The organism is Vibrio sp. 10N.222.52.B7, from assembly GCF_041474275.1.
Classification (GTDB): domain Bacteria; phylum Pseudomonadota; class Gammaproteobacteria; order Enterobacterales; family Vibrionaceae; genus Vibrio; species Vibrio crassostreae_C.
Window position 1 is genome coordinate 1 of sequence record NZ_JBFRTU010000114.1, and the last position, 13,535, is coordinate 13,535.

General features: G+C 46.0%; 9 protein-coding genes. 5 read left to right on the plus strand and 4 right to left on the minus strand.

The genetic code is table 11. The annotated features are described in order from the left end of the window. Nucleotides 1-120 precede the first annotated feature (120 nt). The gene (ansA, locus tag AB4512_RS20905) at nucleotides 121-1,137 is read right to left on the minus strand and encodes an asparaginase (RefSeq protein ID WP_017063439.1); all 1,017 of its coding nucleotides are present in this window, start codon (nucleotides 1,135-1,137) and stop codon (nucleotides 121-123) included. A 119-nt stretch (nucleotides 1,138-1,256) separates the two neighbouring features. After that, nucleotides 1,257-3,107: a signal peptide peptidase SppA gene (gene sppA, locus AB4512_RS20910; protein ID WP_372175548.1), complete on the minus strand. Its 1,851-nt coding sequence runs from the start codon at nucleotides 3,105-3,107 to the stop codon at nucleotides 1,257-1,259. 279 nt (nucleotides 3,108-3,386) lie between these two features. On the opposite strand from sppA, the gene AB4512_RS20915 reads away from it, so the two are divergent. The 3 genes from AB4512_RS20915 to AB4512_RS20925 all read left to right on the plus strand — a co-directional run bounded on the left by AB4512_RS20915 (nucleotide 3,387) and on the right by AB4512_RS20925 (nucleotide 8,262). After that, nucleotides 3,387-5,396, plus strand: a complete 2,010-nt coding sequence (locus AB4512_RS20915) for an NADPH-dependent 2,4-dienoyl-CoA reductase (protein WP_017070327.1) — start codon at nucleotides 3,387-3,389, stop codon at nucleotides 5,394-5,396. Between the two features lie 207 nt (nucleotides 5,397-5,603). Continuing rightward, the gene (locus tag AB4512_RS20920) at nucleotides 5,604-6,152 is read left to right on the plus strand and encodes an NAD(P)H nitroreductase (protein WP_017059376.1); all 549 of its coding nucleotides are present in this window, start codon (nucleotides 5,604-5,606) and stop codon (nucleotides 6,150-6,152) included. Nucleotides 6,153-6,267: 115 nt separating this feature from the next. Beyond that, nucleotides 6,268-8,262, plus strand: coding sequence for a DNA topoisomerase III (locus AB4512_RS20925; RefSeq protein WP_372055166.1), 1,995 nt, complete (start codon nucleotides 6,268-6,270; stop codon nucleotides 8,260-8,262). A gap of 18 nt (nucleotides 8,263-8,280) precedes the next feature. Here the strand turns inward: AB4512_RS20925 and AB4512_RS20930 are convergent, their stop codons facing one another. Together AB4512_RS20930 and AB4512_RS20935 are read right to left on the minus strand one after the other, a co-directional pair. Next, nucleotides 8,281-9,312, minus strand: coding sequence for a DUF3080 domain-containing protein (locus tag AB4512_RS20930; RefSeq protein ID WP_372055164.1), 1,032 nt, complete (start codon nucleotides 9,310-9,312; stop codon nucleotides 8,281-8,283). Then, nucleotides 9,290-9,976, minus strand: coding sequence for an SDR family oxidoreductase (locus AB4512_RS20935; RefSeq protein WP_372175551.1), 687 nt, complete (start codon nucleotides 9,974-9,976; stop codon nucleotides 9,290-9,292). The genes AB4512_RS20930 and AB4512_RS20935 overlap by 23 nt, the downstream gene beginning before the upstream one ends. Before the next feature lie 262 nt (nucleotides 9,977-10,238). On the opposite strand from AB4512_RS20935, the gene AB4512_RS20940 reads away from it, so the two are divergent. Next, a complete protein-coding gene (locus AB4512_RS20940; protein ID WP_372175553.1) occupies nucleotides 10,239-11,159 on the plus strand; it encodes a histone deacetylase in 921 nt (306 codons plus the stop codon). 193 nt (nucleotides 11,160-11,352) lie between these two features. Further along, nucleotides 11,353-13,479, plus strand: a complete 2,127-nt coding sequence (locus tag AB4512_RS20945) for a methyl-accepting chemotaxis protein (protein WP_017071092.1) — start codon at nucleotides 11,353-11,355, stop codon at nucleotides 13,477-13,479. The last annotated feature ends 56 nt before the right edge of the window (nucleotides 13,480-13,535 follow it).

The following is a 13,535-nucleotide window of genomic DNA, read 5'->3' on the forward strand; positions in this document are numbered from 1 at the left end:
GCAATGTGCCACCCCTTTTAGTTTAACTCTTTTATTTATAAGCAATAAAACGATTTAGTTCACGTTAAGCCGCCGTTACTTTCATAGAATAACTGGCTTTAACGTGAATCCTTGAACAGGTTATAAGCTCATCTCACCGCGCAATACTTGTTGCATCTGAGCCTTCACTTCTTCGTAGCCTAGGTTTTGGCTTAATAGATAATGCAACTTCGCCAGTGCCGCTTCTGGTGTCATATCGTAACCACTCACCACGCCCGCTTCTGCTAGTGCACAACCTGTCGCGTAACCACCCATGTTGACTTTACCAGCCAAACATTGAGTTAGGTTCACCACAATAACACCGCGCTCTGAGGCATCTTTCAGGTGCTGAAGCAGTTCTGGGTTTTGTGGTGCGTTACCCACACCGAAAGTAAGCAGAATCATCGCGTTAACAGGTTGTAATAGCGTGTTACGGATAACTTCGTGTGAGATGCCTGGGTACATTGTGATTACGCCGATAGGTTGCGGAGTAATGTTATGAACCTTGAAAGCACCTTTAGGTTGTTCGTTTACCTTTACGTTATTGCTAAGTTGGATATTGATACCCGCTTCTAGCAATGGATTCAGGTTTGGAGACGTAAACGCATTGAAGCCATCTGCGTGTGATTTTGTGCTGCGGTTACCACGCATCAACTTGTTGTTGAAGAACAGTGTCACTTCGTTGATAGGGTAGTTTGCGGCAATGTGTAGCGCATTCAGCAGGTTTGCTTGTCCGTCTGAACGAAGCTCTGCTAGTGGGATCTGAGAGCCCGTAACAATCACAGGTTTGCCGAGGTTTTCAAGCATGAAAGACAGTGCAGAGGCAGTGTAAGCCATAGTGTCTGTGCCATGCAGGATAACGAAACCATCGTACTTATCGTAGTTCGCGCGAATGTCATCAGCGATAGTCTGCCAATCAAGTGGCGTCATATCTGAAGAGTCCATTAATGGAGAGTATTCGTGAATGGTGTACTTAGGCATCTCTGGGCGATGGAATTCAGGCATGCCAGCTAGCTGCTTATCCATGAAACCTGCGACTGGAACATAGCCGTGGTCAATAGACTTCTGCATGCCAATTGTGCCGCCGGTGTACGCGATATAGATGTGTTTTCTTTCCATGGCGATTAATACTTAGTGTGATGTAGGGAACAGGGGGGGCGATTATAGCGAATTATCATGCAATAAAAAGAGGCACCTCACACAGAGGTACCCCTTAGTCATTGAGTTATTGGCTCAACTTATTGAACTTGGCAATTTAAGCAGAAAGCGTATCGGCCTTGTGGGTCGTTAAAGCTGCCTAACAGCTGGCTATCTTGAGCTAACTGCTGAGTAACAGGCTGTAAACTGCTTGGTATCATCGATTGAATATCTAGGCCTATCGACATCTGAACTTGGTTCATAAATTCTTGAATAAATTGTTCAGTGGCCGAAAGTGGCTCTTCTACCCAGTAGATGTTGTAGCTTTCAAGCTCTGCAAGTGAAGCCGCAGCTGCAACCGCATCATCGAAATCACCAATCTCATCGACTAAGCCTTTCTGAATCGCATCTTGACCTGTCCAAACTCGACCTTGAGCAATCTTGTCGACAGCATCGACTTCCAGACCGCGATTTTCTCCAACTAGGCTGATGAATCGGCGGTATCCGTTTTCAATGCCCATTTGGAACGCGTCTTTCGCGCCATCGCTAAGTCCAGTTGTAATACCAAGACCAGAGAAAGGTGAGGTGCCAACGCCATCAGTGTAAACACCAATATCGTTCAACCCTTTTTCGAAGGTGGTGATAACACTGAAGATACCAATTGAACCCGTTAGTGTGGTTGGTTGAGCTAGGATCTTATCCGCACCCATCGAGATCCAGTAACCACCTGAAGCAGCAAGGCTCGACATCGACACAACAACCGGTTTACCCGCTTGCTTGATCGCTTCTATTTCATTACGGATAACTTCAGAAGCAAAGGCACTGCCACCTGGGCTATCGACACGAAGTACAACCGCTTTCACTTTATCGTCGTTACGTGCTTGGCGCAGTAGGGCTGCAGTGGTGTCTCCGCCAACGGTGCCACGCGGTTGCTTGCCATCCATAATTGCGCCGCTCGCTACAATCACGGCAACGTCGTGAGATTCACTGGTCATGTCTGGAAGCATGGTTGCACGGTATTCGTAGTAACCAAACGCGTTGTAGCTGTCTTGGCCGTCACTGCCGAAAACATCGGCAAGCTCTAGTCGAACTTGCTGGCGTGTCGCTAGCTCATCCACTAAGCCAAGTTTCTCAGCCAGTTTTGCAATGTCACCGTCCACCGACTCCAGTTCTTTCAAGAAGGTGTCCATGCTTGGATTCAGTGTCTTAGCGTCTATTTGACGGTTATTGCTGACATCATCAACGTACGCACCCCATAGTTGGCTTAACCAACGAGAAGCGGACTCTTTCGCTGCGTCTGACATGTCATCACGAATGAAAGGCTCAATAGCTGACTTATAAGTGCCTACACGGAACACGTGCGTGTTGACGTCTAGTTTCTCTAACAACGTTTTGTAGTAAAGCGAGTAAGCGCTATAGCCTTTAAGAAGAACCCCACCATCTGGTGATAGGAATACCTTAGTTGCGTAGCTGGCTAGGTAGTATTGGCTTTGGTTGTAAAAGTCACCCACCGCATAAATCGGTTTGCCTGATGCTTTGAACTCATTCAATGCTTTAGCAATGTAGCGCAGCTTGGTCAGGTTGGTTTCTGGCAGCTCTTTGAGTGCTAAAACGATACCAGTAACCTTGTCATCGTCTTTTGCGTAGCGAATCGTTTCAACGATATCAAACAGGATGTTCTCTTTTGGAAGGTCTTTGCCAAGCAGTGAACCTGTGACCGAATCCATCGGATTGATATAGCGGCTTTGTTCCACAATAGGGCCAGACAGGTTAAGCACTAAAGCCGAATCCTGTGGAACCGTCGGTTGAGCCGTATCTGAGTGGAAGTACACAAAGTAGATGATGGCGATACTAAGTAAAAAGACTAGGTTAACCAGCGCAAGACGTACAAACGTAATGAGCTTCCAAATCCCTTTAAAGATCATGCCTATAAATTTGAATATTTTTTTCATTCTGTCTCCGCAGTGAGATCACGTCGCTTTAACAAGCCGTAGTACCATTAATCTCAATAATATGAACTGCTTAGTATCCTACGATAATTCCCAAGCTCAAACTACACCAAGAATTGTTAATCGATATATATTCTCATTAAGTGTAGTCAAATTAAGGGCTTCTGAACGATTAATACGTGCAGCATTATGATCGGTGTTACAAAAATGTAAACGGTTGTTTGAACTTTTGGTAATTGAACTATACTGTGGTCAGACCACAAGGATAAAATAATAGAAGTGATGTCTGCCATGTACCCACATTTACTTGAACCACTCGATCTTGGATTTACCCAGTTACGTAACCGTGTATTGATGGGATCAATGCATACAGGTTTAGAAGAAAATAAAGAAGGTCTCCACAAACTCGCCGCGTTTTATGAAGAGCGAGCAAAAGGAGGCGTTGGCCTTATTGTTACCGGTGGTTTCTCTCCTAATTTACGTGGCAGATTAACCCCATTTAGTGCTGAATTCAGTAAAGTGAAGCATGCAAAAGCTCACCAAGTTGTTACCGAGGCCGTGCACAAGCATGGCGGTAAGATTGCCCTTCAGTTGCTGCATGCTGGCCGCTATGCCATGCACCCATTCGCGCAAAGTGCTTCGGGTATTAAAGCGCCAATCGCTAAGTTCGCACCGAGTGAGATGAGCCCTCGTCAGATCAAAAAGACCATTGGTGCCTTTGCCAACAGTGCCGAACTCGCCCAAGTCGCGGGTTACGACGGCATTGAGATTATGGGATCTGAAGGTTACTTGATTAACCAATTCATCTGTAAACGTACCAATATGCGTTACGACGAATGGGGCGGTTCTTATGAGAAGCGCATGCGTTTCCCGCTGGAGATTGTTAAATCGATTCGCGAAGCAGTGGGTGACGACTTCATTATTATTTTCCGACTGTCGATGCTGGATTTGGTTGAGCAAGGCAGCACCTTTGAAGATGTTGTTCTATTGGCTCAAAAGCTGGAAGAAGCAGGCGTGACTATTATCAATACCGGCATCGGTTGGCATGAAGCGCGTGTTCCGACTATCGCGACACAAGTACCACGTGGTGCATTCTCTTGGGTGACGGAAAAAGTGAAACCATACGTGTCGATCCCAGTGGTGACATGTAACCGAATTAATACGCCAGAAGAGGCCGAACGTATTCTTAGCTCTGGGCAGGCTGATATGGTGTCTATGGCGCGTCCATTCTTGGCAGACCCGGATTTTGTTAATAAAGCAGCTCAAGACCAAGCTCAGTTCATCAATACCTGTATCGGTTGTAACCAAGCTTGCCTTGATAACGTGTTTAAAGGTAAACGTGCGAGCTGTTTGGTGAACCCACGCGCTTGTTACGAGACTGAAATTGTTGTTCAGCCAGCGCAAGCGACTAAGACCATTGCGGTTGTCGGCGCAGGCCCAGCCGGTTTAGCCTGTGCAACGACTTTAGCTCAGCGTGGGCATAAGGTTGACTTGATTGAGAAAAATGACCGTATCGGCGGTCAGTTTAGATTGGCAATGCAGATTCCGGGTAAAGAAGAATTCAGAGAAACGATTCGCTACTTTGCTAACCAAATCGACGCATCAGGCGTGAACCTGAAACTGGATACTGAGGCAACGTTTGAGATGTTGTTGAAGTACGATGAAGTCGTGATGGCGGCTGGCGTAGAGCCAAGAAAGCTCGATATTGAGGGCATTGACCAAGAAAACGTGGTCGATTACCAAACCTTGATTCGTGAAAAGACACCAGTAGGCGAAAAGGTCGCGATTGTTGGTGCTGGTGGTATTGGTGTCGATGTGGCAACCATGCTGACAGAACCGACTTCACACAGCCTAGACGATTGGCTGCATGAGTGGGGCATCGATAAGAATATGGAACACCCAGGCGGACTTTACCCTTACCCTGATTCATTCAGCGATAAAACGGTGTGGGTGATGCAGCGTAAAGCGGGTCGTGTTGGTAAAGGTCCGGGCAAAACTACAGGCTGGATTCACAAACGCACACTAGAAAAACGCGGTGTTAATCTACTGGGTGGCGTGAGCTACAACAAGATTGATGACCAAGGTCTGCATATCAGCGTTGGTAAGAAAGAGCAGGTGTTGGATGCTGACTCGGTTATCGTATGTGCAGGTCAGGTGTCAGTTCGTCCATTCGAAGACATGTGGCAAGAGTTTGGTGGCAAACTGCATGTGATAGGCGGCGCCGATTACGCGGGTGAATTGGATGCAGTACGCGCAATTCGTCAAGGTGTTGAGCTAGCGATTAAGTTATAGAATCAGCTATCAAACTGTAATCTTATCAGTAGATATTGTTACTTAATTTGCTGAGTTAGATTTTGAACAAGGCTCCTAAGTCATAGATTTAGGAGCCTTTATTGTTTCTAATCTAGCCTAAATGGACAGCCGTTGAGATTTATTATCGTTTGTATTCTGTGCTAAAGTTCAAGTATACAAATAATAAAGAAATAGTAAGGACTTCAAATGGATGCTTTGGATCTATTGCTCAACAGACGCTCAATCGCAAAACTCTCTGATCCGGCACCTGAAGGTGTGGCGTTAGAAAACATCATCAAAGCAGGGCTGCGTGCTCCAGACCACGGTGCACTAACACCATGGCGCTTTGTTATCGCGCAAGGTTCAGGCCTACAAAAGCTTTCAGACATCTTGGTGCGCGCCGCTGAAGCGGATGACAGCGAAGAAGCGGTTATCGAGAAAGTAAAAAAAGCGCCGTTCCGAGCTCCGATGGTGATTACTGTGATTGCCAAAGTAACTGAGCACGAGAAAGTGCCTGCTATCGAACAACATCTGTCTGCGGGTTGTGCTGCACAGGCGATGCAAATGGCCGCAGTCGCACAAGGTTTCCAAGGCTTTTGGCGCTCAGGTAAATGGATGTTCCACCCAGAAGTACACCAAGCATTTGGCCTAGAAGGCGACGATGAAATTGTTGGCTTCCTATACCTAGGCACTCCAGGCTGTACACCAATGAAAGTGCCAGAGCGCGACTTCTCTAAGTTCGTTGAGTTTTTATAAAGAAAGCTGAAGCTTGAATAGTGGAATGCTAACTGTATAAACAACCAGTTTTTCTTGATTTATTAGGGCCACATTAGATAATGTGGCTCTAATTGTTTGTAGCATCTGGAAAAACATGTCTCGCCTTATTATTGCTGAAAAACCAAGCCTCGGCCGCGCGATCGCCGCTGCACTACCTAATCCACAAAAGAAAGACCAAGGGTTTATCAAATGTGGCAATGGGGATGTGGTGACTTGGTGTATTGGACACTTATTGGAGCAGGTTGAGCCGGATGCTTATGACGACCGTTATAAGAAGTGGAATTTAGCCGATCTTCCTATCGTGCCGGAGCAATGGCAGCTAAGACCGCGTAAGACTTCAAGCAAACAGCTCACGGTGATCCGAAAGCTATTGAAGGACGCCACTCAAATTGTTCACGCCGGAGACCCGGATAGAGAAGGGCAGTTGCTGGTTGATGAAGTGATTGATTACTGCAAAGTCTCTAAGGCTAAGAAAGAGTCGATGGACAGGCTACTGATCAGCGACTTGAACTTACCTGCCGTAAAACGTGCACTTTCTCAAATGCGCAGCAACCGTGACTTTATTCCGCTTTCTATTTCCGCATTAGCGCGCTCTAGAGCCGATTGGCTGTATGGCATGAACATGACTCGTGCTTATACCTTACTCGGTCAAAAGGCCGGCTACCAAGGTGTGTTGTCGGTCGGACGGGTACAAACGCCTGTACTTGGTTTGGTCGTAAGGCGCGATGAAGAGATCGAAAATTTCATTCCCAAAGATTACTTCACGCTGCACGCTTTGATCCCTTATCAAAATAACGGCCAGAGCTTTGATATTCGCGCACGTTGGAAGCCAAGCGAAGCATGTAAACCATGGCAAGATGAAGAAGGGCGCGTGCTCAATCGAAAGCTGGTTGAGAATGTGGCTAACCGAATTGCGAATCAACCCGCGACGGTGACGGAATCAGAGCAAAAGCAAAGTAAACAAGCTGCGCCACTGCCTTACTCGCTGTCAGCTTTGCAGATTGATGCGTCTAAGCGTTTTGGTATGAGTGCTCAGCAGGTGTTAGACACGTGTCAGTCATTGTACGAGAAACACAAACTCATCACTTACCCACGTTCTGATAGCCGCTATTTGCCTAAAGAGCACTACTCACAGCGAGAGTCGATCGTAGACGCTATCGCTAACAATGCCAAAGAGCTGCAAAGTGGCGCTCAAGGTGCGGACCTTTCTCTTAAATCAAAAGCATGGAACGACAGTAAGGTCGATGCTCACCACGCGATTATTCCTACTCCGAAGAAGTCATCGGTGAACGGCCTGTCTGCCAACGAGATGAAAATCTATCAGCAAATCGCTCGTCAGTATCTAATGCAGTTTTACCCACCTGCGGTTTTTGCTGATGCTAAGCTGGTCTTTGATATCGCTGGTGGCGTGTTCATCGCAAAAGGGCGTCAGCTTATCAACCCGGGTTGGAAGGTGTTGATGGGTAAAACGGATACCGAAGAAAAAGGGGATGGCACGGATACGGTTCCTCCATTGGATAAAGGTACGGTGTTGACGTGCCGTGAAGGCGTGATTGGTGATAAGAAAACTGAGCCACCAAAACACTTCACGGAAGCGACATTGCTTCAAGCGATGACAGGTATCGCGCGTTTTGTTGCGAACAAAGATCTCAAAGGCATTTTGAAAGAAACCGATGGCCTTGGCACAGAAGCAACCCGTGCGGGTATTCTAGATACTCTATTCAAAAGGCAGCTGCTAACGCGCCAAGGTAAGAGTATTCACAGTAGCCCTGCGGGCAGAGGCTTGATTCATGCCTTACCTGAGGATTCTACCTTCCCAGACATGACGGCACATTGGGAGCACCAGCTGCAAGGCATGGCAGAACGAAATCAAGCGTATCAGCCTTTCATGCAAGCGTTAGAAAGCAAGATTGATGGTTTAATGGGTAAAGTAAAAACGGGAGAAGTTCCTGAATCACTCCGCCACCTTCCTAAAGTCGAGAGACCTGCCTTCAAACGCCGTAAAGGCGGTGGGGCGAAGAAGTCTTACGCCAAGACAGGTACGTATGCTAAGAAAGGTACTTCCGCTAAAAAGAGCACTAAAAGCTAAGACTTATTGAGGTTAGGATTAGCGACCGACTTTACGGCCACAACGTTTAAACAGTTGCTGCCAATAGTCAACATGGCGACGAGTGGATGATCGAAAGGCTTGATGTGCATCTTGGATGGGAAAGTAATAACTGTGCAGTTCAGGTTGCGCGTCAAACATTCCTAGTTGCGGGGCTATGTGCTGATAGTAGCCATCCAGTTGCGCCATGTAAGGCTGAACCTTGTCAATATACTGTTGTTCGAACACATTGTTGAGATAGCGAAACTTAGTGGTGTCTCGTTGTTTACCACAGATGATCTTGTCATCAAAAGTTGTCAGCTGTTTGGTGATGGTATCAAGCTCAACTGACGCCCGAGCGAGCGAGTAGTACAAATCCCCAAGCGTCGAACTCTTCTCTAATCTTTCTTGAACTGCGGTGGTTTTACCGGAAGCGAGCGGTGTGTTTAACGCTAGATTGATATGCTCTAGTGCGTCACCTGTTTGTCGAACTTGTTCTCCGATATCAGCACGCAACCACTGGCTACCACGCATTTGCGACTGCATAGCATCGCTGGCATAGATGAGATTCCATTGATGCAGTGGAAACTGTGCGAGTTTCTGTTGCTCAATTTCTCTTAGTAATTCTACGATCTCTGGGTCTAATTCATTACTGGATAAACATTTGCCCACGCCTTCAAGTAGCGCGACTTGATAATCGTAATTACGAAACTCATCCGCGACCTTGCCCAGAACCGAATTTCTTTCTGCAATCAGATTGAACAATCCACACTGACGAAGCTGGTAGCTGTCGATGAGGCCGATAGAGAGTGAGGGCACGTCAAGCAGCAGTTCTCGTTTTCTCGGTAGGCTTTCAAATTCCCATTCCTCTATTATCTCGTCAGCATCTTGTACTCTGGCTATCTTTGTTTGATAGTCGTCGAACAAGTCGCCGGGGCCATCACTGAAACAGCCAGCTAGCATCACTGTTAGACAAAACAGCGTTGAGTGCTTAACTAGGTTTGAGAGATGCCCTGCATTCATCTGTGGATTACCAGTCAATTTCGCTGCCATCGAAATTGAAGAAGTGACCACTCACTTCGGTATTCGCTGACTCGATGACTTCAATCAGGCCGGAAGCTGAAGTGTCGGTGTCGATCAGAGCATTAGGGCCACCCATTTCAGTCTGCACCAAACCTGGATGCAGTGCTAACACCGTAAAGCCATCATCGGTTAAGTCGTTGCTTAGGCTCTTCACCACGGAGTTTAGAGCGGCTTTAGAGGAGCGATAGATGTAGCCTCCGCCTGATGTGTTCTCGGACATGCTACCGACTCTGGAAGACAGGCAGGCGATCTTTTTGACGTCACTACTTTCTATAAGAGGTAATAGAGTCTCAACAAGCTTTAGTGGGGCAATGGTGTTGACTTCGAATACACGGCGCCACTCTTCGACATCGGTATTACCCAGACCATAACCTTTAGGACCATAGTAGCCAGCGTTGTTGATCAAGATATCAATCGACTCTATTTGCGAAGTGAGGTGGCTCACCGCTTGGTAATCAGTTATCTCTAATTGAATGCAGGTCAGGTTGCTATTGTGGTCTGCGAGAGAGAGCAGTTCTTTTGCTGAATTGGCATCACGATAAGTCGCGTACACCTTGTGGCTACCTTCCAAGTATTGTTGAGTCAGGCTTAAACCAATGCCGCGATTTGCTCCAGTAATGAAAATAACGCTCATGGTGATTCCTTTTCAGTTCAATTAGTTAAGTTTGATGGCTTAACACGAGAAAATCAACGCTCCACCAACTGGCCATTAGCATTCCTACAAAAATCATTACTGCTGCCGCTGAGCCGCAGATCACCCTAAAGATGAGTATTACGTTTTTCATTGTTATCTCTTTTCTTTAATTAGTGGTAGCGATAATCATTATCATTAATTAGGGTTGTCGCCAAGTCTGAGACTGTTATGATTTTGAGAAAGATACGCAATTAGCCTGATTATGATTCCTTTAATTTACCACCCAATCTATTCGCAGTTACCTTTACCAGAAGGTCACCGTTACCCAATTAACAAATATCAGTTGCTGCATAGTGCTGTTGAGGCGCTGATAGATAGTGAACCTCGATGGAAGAGCAAGTTTGAAGTGTTCCAACCAATGCCTGTTTCGATAGAACAAGTAAAGCAGGTACACGATAGTGAATATGTCGATTTGCTTGTATCTGGTAATTTGCCTGCAGCAAAGATGAGACGCATCGGTTTCCCTTGGAGTGAGCAACTTATCGAAAGAACACTCTACTCAAGTGGTGGAACCTGCTTGGCCGCTGAAATGGCAATAGAGAGTGGTTTAGCGATTCATTTGAGTGGTGGTTATCATCACGCGCATCATGATTTTGGCAGTGGTTTTTGTTTGTTGAACGATTTGGTCTTAGCGGCAAAACACGCGCTGACCTTTGAACATATCGATAAAGTGCTGATCGTTGATAGCGACGTTCATCATGGTGATGGCACAGCAACTCTTTGCCAAGAGAACGACGACATCATTACTCTGTCGTTCCACTGCGACAAAAACTTTCCTGCACGAAAGCCATTATCCGATTTAGATGTGCCGTTAAGTCGTGAAACAGAAGATGCAGAGTTCTTACGTTGTTTTGAACAAGTCACTAAGTTAGCGATTGCTCACCATCAACCTGATTTGATTATTTATGATGCTGGGATCGATATCCATCAAGACGATGAACTGGGTTATTTGAATGTCTCGACACAAGGGATATTTGAACGCGACTGTTTCATGATTGAATTAGCGAGATCAGAGTCTATTCCGATGGCATGTGTTGTTGGTGGTGGCTATCGAACACAGCATGAAGATCTGGTCCCTATTCACATGCAGCTGTTAAAAGCGGCCTATCATGTTCACGGTTAGCCTCTCAAATTGGCGCCTGATAGCTCATTGAAATGATGGTGTGAAATAAGCGCATGTTGCACCATAAAAGACACAGCTGCACCATTATGGATCATTTAAAGTTCTTTTTTATTAATTAGTTACATATTTGTGTGATTAATTGTGGTCTGTAAATTGCTTTACCCATGTGTCTATAAAAACACAAGGGATAAAAATGAACCTGACGGACAAGGAACGTAGTTGGCTTAATTGGTTTGGCGCAACAGGAAAACTGGCTATGCGCAGAGCTTGTTTCCTCAATAGAAGTAGGACGGAAGAGCTTGAACAAGCTTTTGAAAGTATTGCTCACACGCGAGTTCAACTTCTGCATAATTGGGTCAAGAATCAATGGGATTTTTTAGAAGACTCTGCGGTTTATTTAGCAAGTCGAACGGAAGAACAAGCTCAGGGGACGTTAGCTAGTCTTCTTAAACGCAGTACGGATTTTTCTGAGTTGGCGATCGTCGATGCCAAGGGGATCGCACAAGCATCGAGTTATCATGAACATATAGGGGTTACTCTTGGAGACAAGAAGGCTTTAGTTGAAGGGGCTTCAAAGCGTTATCTTCATGGGCCGTATATGGATCCACGCACGTTGAACGTAGGGGCCTCGAGTTCATCGTTTCATGACCAAGTGACGTTGATGTTTTATGTCCCATTTTCTCGGGATGAAGGGGCGCCGCAATTCCTATGTGGTCGTGTTCCAAATGATGTTATTGGTGACATTATTCAAAGAGAAGCGGGGCATATTTATAGCGAGTCGGGTGATAACTATATCTTTATGGTCGACTCCATTCATGATCCTCATACTCAGCCGGGTGTTGCGCTCTCTCGTTCTCGCTTTGAAGATAATACCTTTTCACACGGCGAGAACTTAAAGCAAGGGATTCATACTGATTGGGGAACGGTTAAGATCCAGCACCACACCGAATTTGAGATTCGTTTTACAGACCCAGCCACTAATCAGCTTCACCCAGGCGTAAGAGAAACCATTAAAAATGGCAATAACTTGTTTATTGGTTATCCGGGGTATTCTGACTATCGCCACATACCCGTTATTGGCAAAGGTATCACTTTTCAATTGGATGGTTCACCAGATACCTTTGGCATGATGTGTGAGTCCGATTTAGAAGAGGTCTACAGAGACCGAAGTCTAAGTTATACCTTATCTAAGCACTTTATCAGCTGCATGCTACTGCCTCTATTTGTTCCATTACTGTTTGCCAACCTTTATACACTCACACCTTTTATGCAGAGTGGCATTATGTTCGCTTGCGCGTTGCTTTCATTGGGCTTATTCCGTTTAGTTAGCGCCAAACCACTAGCGAAGAAGATTCATGAAATGACCGGGGTAATGCAGACCTTAGCTGAAGGTGATGGCAACTTAAGTCGGAGACTTGATCCCACCACATTCAGTCATAATGAACTTGGCAACTTAGGGCGCTGGACTAACAGTTTTATCGACAATTTAGATAACACGGTGAGTGAGTTGATCCATGCGAGTCACGAAGTTAGAGAGGTTTCGGAATCGATGTTTCGTCGCAGTGTCGTGATGAAGCAAACCAGTGATGATGCATCACAAGCGTTAAGCAATATGCTTCAGTTGAGTCAGTATCAACAGAGCGAAATTACTCATGCGAGTGTCTCAGCAACGCAAATGGACACGGTGATGAAACAAGCCGTCCTGAGCGCAGAGAAGGAGTACAATCAGTCCGTCGAAGGCATGGAGATTGTTCGCAATATCGTAGAAAGCTCGGCGCATAGCGTGAATGAGGTGAATAATGAAATGACTAAGGTGTCTGACATTATAGATATCATTACTGACATTACCGCGCAGACTAACCTTTTGGCCTTGAATGCGGCCATTGAGTCGGCAAGAGCAGGTGAACACGGGAGAGGGTTCTCTGTCGTCGCTTCTGAAGTAAGAACTCTGGCTGACCGAACTTCACAAGCTGCTAACCATATTAGTGACCTAATGAAAGAGCTGCATAGTAAGTCTCGCAGTGCTGTTGAGTCCATGGAGCGAGGTGTCGAGAATGTGAGTAAAGGAAACTTAACAGTCGACTCAAATGCTCGCAGTGAGCAAATTCAATCAGCGGTGAGTGACCTCTTTACCACGATGTCTAACTTAGATGAAAACAGTCAGAAAAATGGACAAACGGCAGATAAAGCCCAACGTTCAATATCTGACTTACAACTGTCTACTAAGCAACTCGCACGTCGAGTGTCCTTGATGGGCAATGCATTGAGCCGTTTAGACCAATTGATTGGGCGTTTTGAAGTGAGCCGAAAGGTGGCGTAGTGGAAAATACGTAAGTTCTTTACGCAAACGCCAGATACAAAAAAGCCGCTGATTTC